The sequence below is a fragment of the Niveispirillum sp. FG148 genome (assembly GCF_057809655.1).
This window is the reverse complement of the sequence record NZ_JBMDKJ010000009.1, coordinates 100136-117735: the sequence shown is the minus strand read 5'-3', so window position 1 is coordinate 117735 and position 17600 is coordinate 100136. Positions and strand designations below refer to the sequence as shown.

The 17600-nt window shown below is 64.4% G+C and carries 10 protein-coding genes; 6 read left to right on the top strand and 4 right to left on the bottom strand.

Annotated elements, in window-relative coordinates; all coding sequences use genetic code 11:
- Positions 1–58: 58 nt before the first annotated feature.
- The 4 genes from ACODTW_RS12280 to ACODTW_RS12265 all read right to left on the bottom strand — a co-directional run bounded on the left by ACODTW_RS12280 (position 59) and on the right by ACODTW_RS12265 (position 9097).
- Positions 59–1687 carry a DUF5597 domain-containing protein gene (locus ACODTW_RS12280; protein ID WP_488946304.1) on the bottom strand — a complete coding sequence of 543 codons (1629 nt, stop codon included), beginning with the start codon at positions 1685–1687 and terminating at the stop codon, positions 59–61.
- A gap of 25 nt (positions 1688–1712) precedes the next feature.
- Positions 1713–3224, bottom strand: coding sequence for a tryptophan halogenase family protein (locus tag ACODTW_RS12275; RefSeq protein WP_488946303.1), 1512 nt, complete (start codon positions 3222–3224; stop codon positions 1713–1715).
- A gap of 233 nt (positions 3225–3457) precedes the next feature.
- Entirely contained in the window at positions 3458–6418 is a 2961-nt protein-coding gene (locus ACODTW_RS12270) for a TonB-dependent receptor (RefSeq protein WP_488946302.1), read from the bottom strand.
- A 99-nt stretch (positions 6419–6517) separates the two neighbouring features.
- Positions 6518–9097 (bottom strand): glycoside hydrolase family 3 protein, encoded by a 2580-nt coding sequence (locus ACODTW_RS12265; RefSeq protein WP_488946301.1) that lies wholly within the window; start codon positions 9095–9097, stop codon positions 6518–6520.
- A 243-nt stretch (positions 9098–9340) separates the two neighbouring features.
- On the opposite strand from ACODTW_RS12265, the gene ACODTW_RS12260 reads away from it, so the two are divergent.
- The 6 genes from ACODTW_RS12260 to ACODTW_RS12235 all read left to right on the top strand — a co-directional run bounded on the left by ACODTW_RS12260 (position 9341) and on the right by ACODTW_RS12235 (position 16931).
- The gene (locus ACODTW_RS12260) at positions 9341–10972 is read left to right on the top strand and encodes an alpha-L-fucosidase (RefSeq protein WP_488946300.1); all 1632 of its coding nucleotides are present in this window, start codon (positions 9341–9343) and stop codon (positions 10970–10972) included.
- Positions 10973–11048: 76 nt separating this feature from the next.
- A complete protein-coding gene (locus ACODTW_RS12255) occupies positions 11049–13028 on the top strand; it encodes a glycoside hydrolase family 97 protein (protein WP_488946299.1) in 1980 nt (659 codons plus the stop codon).
- Positions 13029–13299: 271 nt separating this feature from the next.
- The gene (locus ACODTW_RS12250) at positions 13300–14253 is read left to right on the top strand and encodes an AAA family ATPase (protein ID WP_488946298.1); all 954 of its coding nucleotides are present in this window, start codon (positions 13300–13302) and stop codon (positions 14251–14253) included.
- A complete protein-coding gene (locus ACODTW_RS12245; RefSeq protein ID WP_488946297.1) occupies positions 14243–15130 on the top strand; it encodes a ParB/RepB/Spo0J family partition protein in 888 nt (295 codons plus the stop codon). Before ACODTW_RS12250 ends, ACODTW_RS12245 begins: the two co-directional genes overlap by 11 nt.
- A 200-nt stretch (positions 15131–15330) precedes the next feature.
- Positions 15331–15867: a hypothetical protein gene (locus tag ACODTW_RS12240; protein ID WP_488946296.1), complete on the top strand. Its 537-nt coding sequence runs from the start codon at positions 15331–15333 to the stop codon at positions 15865–15867.
- Complete coding sequence (locus ACODTW_RS12235) at positions 15864–16931, top strand: hypothetical protein (RefSeq protein WP_488946295.1); 1068 nt, start codon at positions 15864–15866, stop codon at positions 16929–16931. Before ACODTW_RS12240 ends, ACODTW_RS12235 begins: the two co-directional genes overlap by 4 nt.
- Positions 16932–17600: the final 669 nt, after the last annotated feature.

Below are 17600 nucleotides of genomic sequence, written 5' to 3'. Positions count from 1 at the left end.
ACCTATTTCCGTCACCCCGGCGAAGGCCGGGATGACGGAAGAAAAGCGGAAATATTCCTCACCGCACCCGCGCCTTGTACGTCGCCAGCTTCACGCGCAGCAGGGGCGTGCGGTCGGTCAGGTTCAGGCCGTAATCGATCTGGTCGCCGTTCCACACCCGGTCGGCCACAAAGACGCCATCGACGAAGCGGCCTTCCTGCACGGTTTCGAACTGGGTGGCGCGGCCGTCCAGCGTGGTGTGGAAATCCACCCGCGCATGCATACCGGTGACCAGATATTCATTCTCCCCCATCTCCACGATGACGGCCCCGCCCATGGGCGACGGGTTGCCGGGGGGCTTGCCCGTGCCGAACTGCGGCATGCCGTAGGAGATTTCGACCTTCCACGGGGCCTTGCCCAGGGTCAGGGTCTGGCTATGTTCGCTGTCGGGCTCCGACGCGCCCCAGACCTTGCCCTTCAGACTTTGCTGCGCGATCAGACCCGCGATGGGGGTGACGGCGCGATAGGCCAGCCGGAACAGGGCCAGCGTTTCCGGCGTCACCTTGTCCGCCCCCAGCGGCCCGTTGGAATAGCCCGTATAATCGAAGCCGAAGGGGCTGAACCCGATGCCCTGCTGCCCCAGCGTGGCGAACAGGTAACGGGCATACAGCGCCTTGCTGCCCATCTCCGCCACCAGCAGCGGATTGTCGCGCCGGCCATATTGCTCCAGCGTTTTGGTATAGTTGGGATAGGCATCCTGATAGATGTCAGGCGCCAGCAGGTCGATATGCGGGGCCGCCGCCTTCCAGATGTCCAGCACGTTCCAGGTGGGCCCGCCCGATGAATAGGTATAGGGGTCCTGGTCGTTGAACACGTCGCGCAGCGCCGCGTTCACATACAGGGGCAGGTCATATTCACGCCGCCCGGCTTCGGCCACCTGATCGACATAGCGGCCGATATGCCAGGCATGGAAGAACTCGTCCGCATCCTTGCCGAAGACCTGCGCCCAGGTGCCGGGCTGCTTCTTCATGGCCTTGACCAGATCGGCCGGCACGGGGCCGCGGAACAGCTTCTCCGCCTCGGCCCCATGGTCGCGCACGGCACCATAGGTGCCGACCTCGTTCTCCACCTGCACCATGATCACGGTGCGCTGCGGGTCGGCCTGCTTCAGATGGCGCATGAAGGCGACAAAGGCCTTCTTGTCGGCTTCCAGCGTGGCCTTGGCATGTGGCGACAGGGAATTGCGGACAATGCCCTTGCCCTCCACCACGCGCGGGAACCGGTCATTGTCCAGCTTCACCCAAGAAGGGGCGTAGGACGGGCCGTTATTCTTCCAGGTCGCAAACCACAGCAGCACCAGCCGCACCTTGTTGGCGCGGGCCTGTTCCAGCAGCGTATCGACAAAGGAAAAATCGAAACGGCCTTCCACCGGCTCCACCTGTTCCCAGGCGATGGGCACCATGACCGTATTGGCCCCCACCTCCGCCACCGCCGGCCAGACCTGGGGCAGGGCCGACGGATAGTTGGAGGAGTTGTTGACCTGCGCCCCCAGCAGCAGGAAGGGCTTGCCATCGACCAGCAGGGCATGGCGCCCGTCCTCCGTCACCATCCGGGGCATGGGCGCGTCGGCGGCGCGCACGGGGCCGGCAATCAGGACCAGGCCGATGGCGGATGCTGCCAGCAGCGGGGAAAATCGGGGAAACGGCATCTCGGCTCCTTGGGTGAAGGGCGGATCAGGCCGCCATCGGCGCCTTGCAATGGCGGTTCAGGAAGTCACGGTGGGTCGGCATGGCGGCAACGGACGCGCGCACATAATCCAGGTTCTGCTGCAGGCGCCGGCGCAGATCCACCTCCGGCAGCACATCGGCCATGGGGTCATAGGCGACGGGGTCCACCCCCTGGCCCAGGAACACCGCCACCCAGGACGCTTCGGCGAACAGCTGCCCGTCGAAGCGGGCCACGCGGCCGCGCGACCGGAACAGGTCCATCTTGTGGCGCAGGCTGTCGGGTACGCCCATGGTCCGGCAGTAATTCCAGAAGTCGGAATCATCCCGCTGCGTGGCGTGGTAATGCAGGATCAGGAAGTCGCGGATATGTTCATATTCCTGTTCAGTCAGGCGGTTGAACTCATCGCGCGTCGCCTGGTCGCGAATATCGGTGGGCATCAGGGCCAGCAGGCGGAACAGGGCCATCTGGATCAGATGGATCGACGTGCTTTCCAGCGGTTCCAGGAAGCCGCTGGACAGGCCCACGGCCACGACATTGCGTTCCCACGCCCGTTCCCGCCGCCCGGCCGTGAAGCGCAGGGGCCGCGGATCGGCCAGCGCCTTGCCATCCAGATGGCCCAGCAGCAGGCCCGCCGCCTCTTCATCCCCCATGAAGGCGGATGAATAGACATGGCCGTTGCCGATGCGGTGCTGCAACGGGATGCGCCATTGCCAGCCGGCCGTATGCGCCGTGGACCGTGTATAGGGCGTCACCGCCTCTGTCCCCTCGCACGGCACGGCCAGCGCGCGGTCGCACGGCAGCCAGCGGCTCCAGTCCCGGAAGCCCACGCCCAGCGTCTGGCCCAGCAGCAGCGAACGGAAGCCCGAACAGTCGATGAACAGGTCGCCTGTCACCGTGCTGCCATCGGCCAGGTCCAGGGTGGTGACATAGCCATCCTCTGCCCGCTGGCGTACGCCGGTGATGCGGCCATCGATCCTCACCACGCCCTTCTTCACCGCCAGTTCGCGCAGATATGCGGCGTAGAGCGAGGCGTCGAAATGATAGGCATAGGACAGAAGCGGGGCCGTCGCGGGCCCTTGCGGAATTTCGGGTGCAAACCGGCCGGCCTCTGCCGCGACAATGGCCGGGCAGTAATCGCCGATGGGCGTGGGGTCGCCATGGGCCCGGGCGCGCAGCCAATATTGGTGGAAGGACACGGCGCTGATATTGGCGCCATAGCTGCCGAACGGGTGGATATAGCTGTGGGAGAGCTTGGTCCAGTTGCGGAACTCAATCCCCAGCTTGAAACTGCCCTGGGTGCGGGCCACGAAATCACGCTCGTCAATGCCCAGCATCTGGTTGAAGAACTGAATGGGGGGAATGGTGGCCTCGCCCACGCCAACCGTCCCGATCTCCGCCGATTCCACCAGCGTGATCCGGCCCAGCCGACCCTTGGTCGCCGTCACCAGCAGTGCAGCCGCCATCCATCCGGCGGTCCCGCCGCCGACAATGACAATGTCATGGGCCTTGCCCTGCATGATCCTTCCTCCCGCTGAACATGATGCGCACCTTGGCGGTGTCTTTTGCTGATGCCGTAGGTCGCGGGTGAGCGTCCGCGAACCCCGACATTGCCGGTGCCGTTGCCTGTCGGGGTTCGGCCTTGCCTCACCCACGACCTACGGTACCGCAAACTGATACGCCCTCCCAAAAAAAGGACCCGGGCCGGCTTTACGCCGGCCCGGAGTTGCCAGCCATAAGGGAGGAGGCCGGGTTAATAGGTGGCACGCAAAACGAAGGTGTAGCGGCGATCGGCATCCACCCAGTTATGCATGGTCAGCTTGCCGGGGAACCCGACCAGGATTTTGGTGCGGGAGTTGGAAATGTTGGCCGCTTCGACACCGGCCTTCAGATGCTCGTTGACCGTGTAGAAGGCGGACGCATCCAGCTGACCATAATCATCAGCCCAGGCCGGGATGTTGATATTGGCCGCCGTCGTGGTCAGCAGATAGCGGTCACGCCAGTTCCAGGCCAGGCGCAATTCCACCGGATCGTAGGAATAAAGGGCCTGCAGGTTATAGGACCACTTCGACATGCCTTCCAGCGGCAGGTCGGTGCTGCCCTTGACGATGGCCAACTGGTTGGCGTCATAGGGGTTGACGGCGGCATTGCGCGTACCCTTGGCGTCGATATAGGTCAGGTTGCCCTGGAAGCCCAGACCCGACAGCAGGCCCGGCAGGAAGTCGTAGAACTGCGAATAGGCGATTTCAAAGCCCTTGATGGTGCCATGGCCAGCATTGTAGGGCTGGTTAGTCAGGATCTTGTTGGTAACACCATTATTGGTGAAATCGACCGTCTGGAGCGTCGTAGTCACGAAGCCATAGACGTCCTTGTAGAAGGCTGCGCCGGTGATGCTGCCCGTCGGGGCGAAGTACCATTCCAGCGACATGTCATACTGGTTCGACCGGATGGGGGCCAAGTCCGGATTACCGGCAGAGCCCGTATACTGATAGATACAGTTGTTGTTACCACCGGACGAACCACCGGTTTGGCAGACGCCGCCGACAAGCTGACCCGCCGTGGCGCTGACATTGAAGGTGGGCGAAAGCTGCTGCAAGTCAGGACGGACGATGGAGCGACCGGCAGCCACACGCCACTGCAACTCGTCCGTCAGCTTCACGCGCATATTGAAGGTGGGCAGGAAGTAATCATAGGTGCGCCCGCCTTCGAAATCGGTCCGGGTGCCGTTGAAGAAGGCCAAAATGTTGGCGGCCGTTCCCGTCCCCAGCTGCAGAGAGGAGGCGGACGGCACAATGCTGAGGCCGGTGCCACGCGTCTTGGTGTGGATATAGCGGACACCGACATTGCCGTCGACATCCTTGGCCTCGCCAAACAGGTTCACACTATTGGCGAAGCTGGTCATGGCATAGGCGGCAAATGTCTCTTCCGATTGACGGTTTACACCGCCGCCGCCGCCGGTCTGCGCCTCGTAATCGCCGTTGAACGGACGCCAGCCACCGCCCCAGCTCGGCTCCTTCTCTGTCGCCAGCACGGCCTTGGCCGCGTCGACATAGTTCTTGGCCAGCGTGCCGTCCGGCACCAGGAACACGCCCGGCTGCGTGATGGCACCACGCATGAAATTGTTGCTGCCGTAGCTGACATAGGGAATCTTCGTCGACTTGTCCAAGGTGGACACGCCTTCGCCCGTCCAGGTCTGGCTGATCCAGCCCCAGTTATAGTTGCTGTCCCGCGTCGTGGCCTCGCGCTTGTTATGGCGCACGCCGAACCGGGCGGACGACAGCCAGTCATCGTCGAAGGTATATTCGGCGTCGAACCGTTCGGCCCACTGGTCCGCCTCGTTACGCTGATGGTTGTCCATCGCGGCGCTGTAGTAATAATTTGCCGGATTGGTGCGGTAGGCGTCGGCCACATTCATCGTGATCTTGGGCAGACCGCCCGTCAGGTCCAGCGTGGCCGCCGGCAGGGCGCTGTTGCCCGGCAGCGCGTCGAAGATGGTGAAGTCGATCGACTTGGTGGTCGACTTCACATATTGCACGTCGCCTTCAAACGACCAGGCGTCGGTCGGTGCGAACTTCACATTCAGCGACGCATCCTGCGTCACCGAATAACGGCGGTTCCAGCGGGCATCCAGCAGGTCGATGTCATGGGTCGTACCCGTACCGTCGGCCGCGTTGGAAATGGTGCCCTTCACGAAATAGCCGTTGGCATCATATTCGAAATTCGTGCCCTTGGCGGGGCCGTTGGCCGAACCGGTATTGACGCCGACCACATGTTCCAGCGCCGCCTGCTCGGCCGCGGAGCGCAGATATTGCAGCGTGATGTCCCAGCGATTGTCGGGGCGCCACTGCACCACACCGGCCAGACCGAAGCGCTCACGTTCGAAATCCAGGGTGCGGTAACCCCAGCCGTCGGGCACATAGACCGTCTTGCCCGACGCGACACCGGCGATGTAGTTCGACGCGCCCGGCGTGCCCGACCGTTCGCGGTAGGGATTGACAGAGAAAGTGTCGGCGCGGGTAGACAGCTTGCTGTCCGACACGTCGAACAGCACGCCGAATTCGCCCAGCTTGTTATGTTCCCAGCGGTCGCTGTACAGGGCAGAGAAGGACGGCTTGCCCTCCTTGCGCAGATCGGCATAGGAATAATCAACCGACGCGGCCAGGATGCGACCCTTGGCATCGAACGGGGTGCGCGTGCGCAGGTTCACCGTCCCGCCCAGGCCGCCTTCCACGCGGTCGGCCGACGGGTTCTTATAGACATCGACGCCGGCCATCAGTTCGGGCGGCACGTCCTCGAAGCCCAGGGCGCGGCCATTGCGCGCGCCAAAGCTGTCGCGGCCGTTGAATTCGCCGCGCACCATGGACAGGCCGCGGATCTGCACGCCCGACCCTTCGACGGAAATGCGGTCGGCATCGCGGCCGTCGGCCGTGCGGCCGATGGTGATGCCGGGGATGCGCTGCAGCACTTCCGTCACCGACCGGTCCGGCAGGGCGCCGATATCGGTGGCCGTCACGCTGTCCACGATCTGGTTGGCATTCTGCTTGATCGCCTGGGCCGACTGCACCTGGGCGCGGATGCCCGTGACGATGATCTCTTCCAGCTGACCACCCTGGTCCGCCGTCTGGGCCATCGCGGTGGCCGGCAGCAAGGCCGCCAGCGCCAGCATGGAAGCGCCACCCCACCGGACGGCCATCGTCGCCTTCACTTTATTCATCTGCAATCCCCCCGCATCTGCGTTTGTTTTCATGGGTCACTTACCGTTGGCCGGTTACCCGGCCGGTTCTTATGAACGGCCCCGCCGTCTCGCCTTGGGTCAGGGTCTGGGAAGGGCGGCCGGGCAGATGGCGTCGGACACGTCCGACACGATCCTGACCGTCGCCACGGAAAGACTGGCCTCGGCCGCCGTGGACAGGCTGACCGGGGTCGCGACCGCCTTCAGGTCGGCACCCGCCTGCTTGAAACAGGTCATCCGGATCTTCAGGCTGCGCCACTGGCCCACCGGCCCGGCCGCCAGCACGGGCGCCAGATCCAGCGCCCCGCCATTGCCGACGGCAATACGGACCGGCCCCTTGGGCATGGCATCGACCCGCAGGTCCAGCAGCAGGGCACTGCCCATGGAAAGGCGTTCCAGATCCAGGACAGGCCCGCCCGTCACCACCAGCGCCGCGTCCCCCTTGCCGGTCCAGGTCAGGGCGCGGCCCGCCCCCTGCAATCCGCCGGCATCGACGGGGCGCAGCGACAGGGCTTCACCCGCCTTGACCGTGCTGCCATCGTTTCCAACCGGCACCTCTGCCGCGCCCTGGCGCAGGGCCAGACGCCACGGGGCCGGGGTGCGCCCGCGCGTGAAATAGGTGTCAGTGTTGGCCGTGGCCGCAGAAACCCCGGATTCTTCGGAAAGCGGGCTGGACAGCGCTGTCACAACAGCCATGGAAGAAACATAGGACAGGCCGTATCCGACCGGAAACAGCGGGTCGTAGCCCGACTGTCCCTTGTTCAGCCGATATTGCGCAGCATTTTTCGGCCAGGAGAAGGAAAGCCGGCCCTGGAAATCGCGGCGCGGCTTGCCAGCGCTGTCACCAACCAGAACATCAGCCACGCCCCCGCCCTCTGATCCCGGCAGGAAGGCGGCGACAAAGGCGTCGGACGCATTGATCTCCGGGTTCACCCACAGCGGCCGGCCCGACAGGAATACCGCCACCACGGGAATGCCGCGCGCCTTCAGGCTTTTCAGCAGGGCTAGGTCGGTCTTGTCGCCCGGCTGATATTCCAGGGTCGGGATATCGCCCTGCCCTTCGGCATAGGGGTTTTCCCCGAACACGACCACCGCCGCATCGACCTTGTCCCTGGCCGCACCATCCACCGACAGGATGGCCTTGCCACCCTGGGCCGACAGCGCCTCGGCAAAGCCGGCATAGATCGACTGGGCGTTGGGGAAATCGCTGTTCTTGTTGCCCGTGCCTTGCCAGGACAGCGACCAGCCGCCGGACTGCCGGCCGATATCATCGGCCCCGGACCCGGCGATCATCACCTTGGCATTGCCCTTCAGCGGCAGGACACTGCCCTGATTCTTCAGCAGCACCAGCGATTTGGCCGCCGCCTCGCGCGCCAGCGCCCGGTGTTCGGCATTGCCGACGGCGCTGTCCTGGCCCTCCAACGGGCGGGCCTGATCGAACAGGCCCAGCTTGACCTTCACGCGCAGGATGCGGCGCACGGCATCGTCGATGCGCGCCATGGGAATGGTGCCATCCTTGACCTGCGCCACGGTATTCTTGAACAGCGCCTTCCAGTCGTAAGGGGCCATCAGCATGTCGATGCCGGCCAGGATGGAGGCCGGGCAATTGTCATCCTTGCAACCCGGCACCTGGCCATGGCCGTTCCAGTCGCTGATGATGAAGCCGTCAAAGCCCCATTTATCCTTCAGCACGCCATTCATCAGCGTGCCATTGCCATGCATCTTCACCCCGTTCCAGGAGGAGAAGCTGGTCATCACCGTCATGGCCCCGGCCTCGATGGCGGGCGGATATCCGGCGGCGTGGATGGCGATCAGCTCATCCTCCGACACTTCCGTATTGCCCTGGTCCATGCCGCCCGTGGTGCCGCCATCGCCCAGGAAATGCTTGGCCGACGCCGCCACATGGCCCTTCTGGACGGTGCTGTCGGGGCCGATGCGGCCCTGCAGCCCCTCCACCATGGCGCTGGCATAGCGGGCGACAATGGTCGGGTCTTCCGAATAGCCCTCGTATGTGCGGCCCCAGCGATCGTCCTGCGGCACGGCCAGCGTGGGGGCAAAGGCCCAGTCAACCCCGGCCGCCGCCGTTTCCTTGGCCGTGGCGGCGCCGATGCGGCGGATCAGGTCGGGATCGTTGGCGGCGCCCAGACCGATATTGTGCGGAAACAGGGTGGCGCCGACGATGTTGGAATTGCCATGCACGGCATCGACCCCGAAGATCAGGGGGATCGGTTCATGCCCCGGCCGCTTTTCCAGGGCCACGGCACGCAGGGCGCGGGCGGTTTCCACCCAGGGGCCGATGGGCGAGCGGTCGGGCGCGTTGAACGGCGCGCTGTCGCCACCGGCCAGAACAGAGCCCAGCGGATATTGACGCAGATCGTCGGGCTTGATCGACGGCAGATCGGCCTGGATCATCTGGCCGACCTTTTCCTCCAGGCTCATACGCGACAGGATGGCGGTGACGCGGGCTTCCGTGGCCGGGTCGGCCAGACGCTGGCCCTTGGCGGCGGGCCAGCGTGCGGGATGCGCGATGCCTGTCTTGCCATCCGATCCCGGCGGGATTGCATTAGCGGTCGCATCGGCGGCCAGCGACGCCAGACCCAGGGCCGACATCAGCACGGCGCCGGCAGCGCCCATCAGAAGCGAATTGCGAATTCCCATCATGCGCCTTCCAAGGCAGCGCGCTCCACCGGCCGGCTCGCCGGACCCCAGAACAGCTGCATCCTCCCCCGAAATGCCCGCAGCCCAGGGCCGACATGGCAATTCTTGCTTGTTGGGCCAATGATACCGCTACCAACGGCGGGGCGCAAGGGTGTATAGATGATTTATCAGACAAATAGGATATGATGCGCACCGCGCACCGTAAAAATAGCAGAATCAACAAGTTATCAGGGAAGGAGATGGGCCGTGAGCCTGACGCGACGTGATTTGCTGCGCAGCATGCCCGCAGCAGGACTGGCAGCGGAACTGTCCGCCGCCCCTTCAGCCAGCGCCGAAACCGCCTTGTTTCAGCCCAGCTGGGACAGCCTGGCCGCGGGTTACCGCACCCCGGACTGGTTCCGCAATGCCAAGCTGGGCCTGTGGGCGCATTGGGGGCCGCAATGCGCGGCGGAGTTCGGCGACTGGTACGCGCGCCGGATCTATATGCAGGGCGATTCCGCCCATGCCCACCATATCGCCACCTATGGCCATCCCAGCGAACATGGCTTCATCGATGTCATCGGCACCTGGAAAGCGGAAAAATGGGACCCGCGCGACCTGATGGCGCGCTATGTGAAGGCCGGCGCCCGCTATTTCGTGGCCATGGCCCAGCATCACGACAATTTCGACAATTTCGACTCGCGCTTCCACCCCTGGAATTCCACGCGCCTGGGCCCCAAGAAGGATATTGTCGGCATCTGGGAGAAGCTGGCGCGCAGCAGCGGCCTGCGCTTCGGCGTTTCCAACCACGGCTCCCACGCCTGGCACTGGTATCAGGCCGCCTATTCCTATGATGCCGAAGGGCCCAAGGCCGGGGTCCGGTACGACGCCTATCACCTGACACGCGCCGACGGGGCCGGCAAATACTGGCAGGGGCTGGACCCGCAGGAGCTTTATACCGGCCGCATCATCCCCGCCGCCGACGGCTTCACCAGCGCCAAGGCCATGAAGGACTGGCAGGAGCGGGTTACGGGCGACTGGGTGGAGACCCCGCCCCCCGGCCGGCCGGATTTCGTCAAATCCTGGTATCTGCGCGCCGTCGACCTGATCGAGAAGTACCGCCCCGATCTGGTCTATTTCGACAATACCGCCCTGCCGCTGGGCCAGGCCGGGCTGGACATCACGGCGCATTACTACAATCAGAGCCGCCGCTGGCATGGCGGGGCCCTGGAGGTGGTGGTCAATGGCAAGCGCCTGACCCAGCCGGAGCAGCGCCGCGCCATCGTGGAGGATCACGAGCGTACCTTTGTCGAGGATATCCTGCCCGAGCCCTGGCAGACCTGCACCTGCATCGGCGACTGGCATTATAACCGCCAGCTTTATCAGGATGGCGGCTATAAATCCCTGAAACAGGTGGTGCAGAGCCTGTCCGACATCGTGTCGAAAAATGGCAATCTGCTGCTCTCCATCCCCTTGCGCGGCAATGGCAGCCTGGACGATCTGGAAATCCGTTTCCTGAACGGGCTGGCCGCCTGGACCGCCACGAATGGAGAGGCGATCTTCGACACCCGCCCCTGGCGCCGCTATGGCGAAGGCCCGACCAAGCTGGACCGGGACGAGGCCAAGCGCGCCCCCTTCACCTCTGCCGATCTGCGCTTCACGGCCAAGGGCGACGCGCTTTACGCGCTGGCCATGGAATGGCCGGCGGACGGCCGCCTGACCATCACATCCCTGGCCGGCGAGGGCCATGGCATGGTGGAGCGGGTGGACCTGCTGGGCCGCGACGGCAGCCCCCTGCCCTTCCGGCAAACCGCGCAGGGTGTGGAAATCAACCTGCCCGAACAGCACAACACCACGCCCATGCTGGCCCTGCGCCTGCGCGGCCGCGGGCTTGTCTGACCCGGTCCGACCCCCGCTTGCATCTATATCGTATAAATTATAATAATCGCCTTCCTGCGAACAGGAGAGAAACCCCATGCGTCGCCCCCTATCCGCCCTGATCCTGTCCGGGCTTTTGTCGGCCACGGCCCTGACCGCCACGGCGGAGCCGTTGACCCTGTCATCGCCAGCCGGCAATGTCGCTGTCACCCTGGACCAGGATGACCAGGGCCGCCTGACCTATGCCGTCAATTATGCCGGCACCGCCATCCTGTCCCCCTCCCCCCTGGGCCTGCGTCTGGCCGATACGGGACAATTGTCCGGCGGGCTGGCCATCACCGGCAACAGCCGGCGTAGCGTCGATCAGAATTACAGCCTGCCCGTGGGCAAGGTGTCGACAGCGCGCGACCATTTCAATGAAATCACCGTCAGCCTGACCGAACGTGACGGCGGCAAGGGCCGCAAGCTGGATGTCATCGTCCGCGCCTATGATGATGGCGTGGCCCTGCGCTACCGCCTGCCGGCCCAGCCGGCGCTGCCGGACCTGTTGTTGCGGGCGGAGCTGACATCCTTCAATTTCGCCGGCGATTTCGGCTGCTGGGGTCTGAACCTGGGCCATTATGGCAGCAGCCATGAAGGCGAATTCGACCCCGTGCAGGCCAGCCGCCTGCGCCCCCATAACCGGTATGAGGCGCCGCTGGTCTGTCGCACCGGCACCGACGGGCCCGCCTTCGCCCTGACCGAAGCCGATCTGCGCGATTATGCCGGCCTGTATCTGTCGGGCCAGGATGATGGCACGCTGGGGGCGCAGGTGGTGCTGTCACCGCGCCTTGACGACCCGAAACTGGCCGTGCGCCGCCCCATCCCGGCCGACGGCGCCCTGTCGCCCTGGCGCGTCATCCTGCTGGCCCGCCATCCCGGCGCCCTGAATGAAAGCAATCTGATCACGGCGCTGAACCCGGAAACGTCGATCACGGATACCAGCTGGATCAAGCCGGGCAAGGCCGCCTGGGACTGGTGGAACGACTGGATCAAGCCCGGCAGCGGCAAAGTCCAGGCCAATGATGAGACCACCAAGTCCTTCATCGATTTCGCCGCCACCAATGGCTTGCCCTATATGCTGGTCGATGATGGCTGGTACCTGAATTCCGGCGGCGGCGGCACCGTGCTGCCCGGTGCCGACCTGATGCGCACGGCCCCTGGCTTCGACCTGCCGGCGCTGGTCGCCTATGGCGCCAAGAAGAAGGTCGGCCTGTTCCTGTGGATGCACTGGCGGTCGCTGGATGAACGCATGGACGCGGTGATGGAACATTACGCCCGCCTGGGCGTGAAGGGCATCAAGGTCGACTTCATGGATCGCGACGATCAGCAGATGGTGGATTACTATCACCGCCTGCTGTCGACGGCCGCAAAGCACCATCTGCTGGTCGACCTGCATGGCGCCTATCACCCCACGGGCCTGATCCGCACCTATCCGCATTACCTGACGCAGGAAGGCGTGCTGGGGGCGGAGTACAACAAGTGGACCACGCGCATCACGGCCAGCCACAATGTCATGCTGGCCTATACCCGCCTGCTGACCGGCCCCATGGATTACACGCCCGGCGGCTTCCGCAACGTGAGCCCGGCCGATTTCAAGCCGCGCAATCACCTGCCCCTGGTGCAGACGACGCGCGCCCATGGTCTGGCGCAATATGTCGTCTATGACAGCCCGTTCGCCTGCGTCTCGGACAATCCCGACGCCTATCAGGGCCAGGATGGCCTGGACATCATCCGCGCCGTGCCCAGCAGTTGGGATGAGGTGCGGTTCCTGGGGGGCGAGGTCGGCGATTACATCGCGCTGGCCCGGCGCAAGGGCGATGAATGGTTCATCGGCGTCCTGAATAATGAACAGGCGCGCAAGATCGCCCTGCCGCTCACCCTGCCCGCCGGCCGCTACAAGGCGGAAATCGTCGCTGACGGCCCCACCCCCACCAGCCTGTCGCGCCAATCCAGCACCCTGACAGCGGACGGCACCCTGTCGCTCGATCTGGCCGGATCGGGCGGGGCCGTCGTGCGGTTGAAGCCGGTGAAGTAACCCGGCCTCCCTTATCATCTCGGTCCTCCTCCCTCCCCCTGTCTGACGCCAGACAGGGGGATTTTTTTGCGCAGCCCACGCCCGCGAAGCAGCAACCAGGTCGGCGACCGCCAGCCCGGCGCACATGCGCCGTAAGCCAAGGGCGCGGATGCGCCCGCCCGGCGCCTGAGGGGACAATCAATAAAGTTGACGATTTTCCATCAACATGCCTTGACAAGCCCCCTGCCCTGCGGCACGCCTTCTTCCTGAGCTATCAGGGGAGTGCTGAGCCGTGGATGGGGAATTGCTGAAGGCCTATCGACGCAAGCGGGGCCTGTCGCAGGACGGTTTCGCGACCATGCTGAATGACAAGCTGGGCCGGTCCTATGACAAGGCCAAGGTCAGCCGCTGGGAAAATGGCAAGGAGCCGGTGCCCGAACCGGTGGAAAGTTTCATGCGCCGCGGCACCCGCACGCGCGCCCGCATCATCGCCACCGCCAACCAGAAGGGCGGCCAGACCAAATCCTCCACGGCGCTGAATCTGGCCCACGCCTTCGCCATCCTGGGCAAGCGCGTGCTGCTGGTCGATGCCGATCCGCAGGCCAGCGTGACGCTCGCCGCCGGCGTGGATCTGGAGGCCTGCATGGCGTCGGGCAATGTTCTGTCCGCGGTGCTGGAGGAAAAGAAGACCCTGCGGGAGATCATCGTGTCGGTGGCCGGCATCGACGTGGCCCCCAGCGATATCTCCCTGGCGGAGTTCGAAGTCTCGGTCCTGTCCAAGCCGGGGCCGGAAAAGCGGCTGGCACGGGCCTTGTCTGACGTCAGACAGGATTATGACGAGATCATCATCGACACGCCGCCGCATCTGGGCGTGCTGACCCGCAATGCCCTGGTGGCCGCCACCGACATCCTGATCCCCGTGGTCCCGGCCCCGCTGGACGTGCCGGGCGTGCCGCTTTTGCTGCGCACCATTGAGCAGATCCGCATCTATGAGAACCCGGACCTGAACGTGCTGGGCATCCTGCCCAACCGGTTCGAGGCGAATACCTCGGTGCAGCAGGCGACCCTGCAGCAATTGCTGGCCACTTATAGCGGCACCGTCCGCGTGTTCGAGCCCATCCGCAAGACGACGGCCATGGACCAGGCCGTCTATAATGGCGTCATCGCCGTGCGGGCCCTGCCCAAGGACAGCCCCGTCGTTGTCGGTTACATGCGTTTGGCGGAGGAGATCAGCCATGAAGCTTAAGGCCAATCCCCGGAACCCGCTGACCCAGACGGTCAAGGTCTCCGCCACCGCCAGCGCGGCCGCCCAGGGAACCAGCGCGCATTTCCAGCGCAGCGCCGATTTCAGGCAGATGTTCGAGGTGGACCTGGACCGGCTGCACCCCCGCGCCGACCAGCCGCGCCGCCATTTCGACGATGGCGAATTGCAGGCCCTGGCCGCCAGCATCGCCGCGCGCGGCGTGCTGCAGCCCATCCTGGTGCGCAAGCGCGAGGCGGAGGAGGGGACCTATGAGATCGTGGCCGGCGAACGCCGCTGGCGCGCCAGCCGTCTGGCCGGCCGCGACCGCATCCGCGCCGTGACGGTGGAGGGCGACCCGGCCGAAATTGCCCTGATCGAGAATATCCAGCGCGTCGACCTGACCCCGCTGGAGGAGGCGAGGGGCATCGCCGCCCTGATGGAAACCCACGCCTACAGCCAGGGGCAGGTGGCCGAACTGCTGGGCCGCAGCCGCGTGCGCGTGAATGAAACCCTGCGCATCCTGTCCCTGCCGCCCGACCTGCTGTCGGCCATGGAAAAGAAGGGGGAGGTGCTGCCCCGCACCATCCTGCTGCAGATCGCGCGGGAGGAAGACCCGGCCGTGCAGCGCCGCCTGTGGGAACAGGCAGGGCAGGGGCTGGGCGAGAAGGCGCTGCGCGCCGCCCGGCCCGCCAAATCCCATTCGGAGGTTTCGCCAGCCCCCAAGGCTGACCGCCAGGCCGCCCGCGACTATCTGGCCCAACTGACCCGCGCCAGCCTGACCCTGCCGCCCGTGGCGCCCGTCCGCGCCGCCCTGTCCGACCCGCAGCGGGCACGCCTGCGGGAACTGCGCGACCATCTGAATGCGGTGCTGGGGGAATAGGGCAGGGGGCGACCCGCGGAGAGCCGCTGTGGGCAAGGGGTGGAAAAGGCGGAGGGCAGGGTGAATCCGCCTCCCCCTTTTTATGAATCAATCCCACCGATAGTCATATGTGGTTTTCCAGTTGAAAACGTTTGACGATTCTATATTTATCGCGCATTTTATTCATTAACCATGTTTGTACCTGCCAAGTGGGGTGTGCGATGCTGCGCCTTCTATTTCTGCGGGTAGTGCTTTTCGTCTGCTTCCTGCCTCTCCTGTATCCGCCCGCCGGCCACGCCCAGCAGCTTCAGGTGGTGGAAGCCGTCTGTGCGCGTGACGTAAAGGATTTCCAGCCGGAAGGCGTCCTGCCCTGTGACAAGGTGCCGACGGGCATGTCGGTCGTGCTCTGGACACGGCTGCAGGGCGATAGCACCGCCTTGGAGGCGCTGGCAGCCGGAAGGCCGCTTTATATTGTCCATGGCTGGAAGCAGGGGACGCCCCCCTGGGGTGAGCAGCAGATCACCATGGCCAGATCGATCCAGGCCGGCCGTATCCAGCCGCCCGTGCTGGAGAAACTGCGGCTGGAGGTAGCGTCGCGAAACTATTTCGACTGGCGCACCTGGACACGGCGGGACCTGGGGCAAAGCGGCACCTACAGGGTCTGGATCGGCGATTTCAGGGACCAGCCCTATCCATGCGGCGCGGATCGGCCGGCCGGTTGCCAGCACGCGGTCAATTTCGTCTGGGGGGCACGATGACAGACTCGACAGCGGCCCCGGCACCGGTGGGTCGGGACCTGCATGCCCTTGAGCGAGAGGTACGGCAGCTGCTGGAATTCGCCGTTCGCCGGGCATCCGTGAAAATCGATGATGCGCTGATTGACAGCGTCATTGCCGCCTGCCGAAGGGTGGGGGAGGGTACGCCGGAGGTGGAGGCCGAACTCTGGCGGCAATATAATCAGTTGGCTGACATGATCAGCCCGGCCACACCCGAAACCGTCACCGACATCTGCCAGATGCAGGCCGATGCGGAAAGGCGGCCCGCCATCTGGCGCAAATGGTGGTGTGATCACCCGGTTCGCCGCCTTTTCGGCGCGGCCGTGCTGTGGGTCGCCATTTCCTTCGCGATGTTGCTGGCCACGCAGATCGTATCCCTGCTGCTGGACAATTCGCTGGAACGCATCACCATGGCGGAGAAAAACCTGACAGAAATCGATGACCGCTTGGCCACCGTCAGAAAGCTGATCAACGAAGCCGCTGAGACCGGCAGTGACAAGACAGGCCTGATGGAGCAGTTGCTGGAACAGAAGAACGACCTGCAAGCTAAGCGTACGGCACAGACGACTGTGGCCCAGGCGGCCCTGATCATGCTACCAGAGTCGAAAACTTGCGAAACCGGCCAGTTGACGGTCGATAAAGGCGACCCGTCGCATTTCTCCAATCGGCTGGCCTGTGTCCGGCATCAATCCACCATTCTGACAAACATCATCTCCCTGCTGCTGCTGCCGCTGCTTTATGGTTGGATGGGGGCCAATGTTTATATTCTGCGGCGGCTGCTGGCAGGCTTGGACAGTTGGAACATCAACACGCTGCTGGCGGCAAAATTCCGCCTCCGCCGCTATCTGGGCGCCCTGATCGGGGTGACTGTGGGGCTGGTCTATCAAACGGGTGCCGAACAATTCACCAGCGCCGGTATCAGTCTGGCCCTGTTCGCCTTCCTGTCCGGCTACAGTGTGGAATTCATCTTCTCCACGCTGGACAATGTCATCAACCGCGCCCGGTCCGCCCTGCCAGACTCCGCGCAGAAACCAGGCTCCCCCTGATCATTGCGGCCCAAAATCCTGACCGCTCCAGATTGAAGCATCCTCGGCCCGCCGTGACGCAAGCCGTTCTCGATCGGACAAATTCCAACGGCTCCCGCCCTGCCCCACGCTGCCCGACCCTGTGGTAAGGGGGCGCGCAGATGTTCCTCCTGAATATATGTCAAATGTAGGATATATTACCCAGTCATAGCCACAATAATAGATATTGTCCCATGTTATCGCCTTTCGACCAGATAATCGTCCTGCCTACGCTGCTATGGACATAGAAGCACCCTGGCTGAAACTCCGAATGGGGCCAGGGAACCGCCCCCTGGCCCAAACTCCGAATGGATTGGTCTCCCCCTGGCGCCAACTCCGAATCGTTGGCCTTGAAAGCCTTGGAAATGCTGGGAGTCGGGGCGGGCTGGCGAAAACTCCGAATGGGCGCAACAGGGTGGTGCGTTATGTTGCATGATGTTTCACCCGGCCCCCCAGGTCCGGACATAAAGGGACACAATTCCCCTGGCAAAATCTCCGAATGGCGCATGCTGGCACGGGGCCGATTCGGCATCGGGGCAGGGGGTCGCGGGCCGATCCGGGCTGCATCCTGGCTGCTTTACCCCTCCATTCCTGGCAAAAACTCCGAATGCATGGGCCCGGCGGTTGGAAAAAACGCATCCGCTGTCCCTG

What these genes read in the sequence shown, in the direction of transcription:
- ACODTW_RS12280 (WP_488946304.1), bottom strand. Translation starts at nt 1,687, where the DNA reads ATGCCGTTTCCCCGATTTTCCCCGCTGCTGGCAGCATCCGCCATCGGC.
- ACODTW_RS12275 (WP_488946303.1), bottom strand. Translation starts at nt 3,224, where the DNA reads ATGCAGGGCAAGGCCCATGACATTGTCATTGTCGGCGGCGGGACCGCC.
- ACODTW_RS12270 (WP_488946302.1), bottom strand. Translation starts at nt 6,418, where the DNA reads ATGAATAAAGTGAAGGCGACGATGGCCGTCCGGTGGGGTGGCGCTTCC.
- ACODTW_RS12265 (WP_488946301.1), bottom strand. Translation starts at nt 9,097, where the DNA reads ATGATGGGAATTCGCAATTCGCTTCTGATGGGCGCTGCCGGCGCCGTG.
- ACODTW_RS12255 (WP_488946299.1), top strand. Translation starts at nt 11,049, where the DNA reads ATGCGTCGCCCCCTATCCGCCCTGATCCTGTCCGGGCTTTTGTCGGCC.
- ACODTW_RS12245 (WP_488946297.1), top strand. Translation starts at nt 14,243, where the DNA reads ATGAAGCTTAAGGCCAATCCCCGGAACCCGCTGACCCAGACGGTCAAG.
- ACODTW_RS12240 (WP_488946296.1), top strand. Translation starts at nt 15,331, where the DNA reads ATGCTGCGCCTTCTATTTCTGCGGGTAGTGCTTTTCGTCTGCTTCCTG.
- ACODTW_RS12235 (WP_488946295.1), top strand. Translation starts at nt 15,864, where the DNA reads ATGACAGACTCGACAGCGGCCCCGGCACCGGTGGGTCGGGACCTGCAT.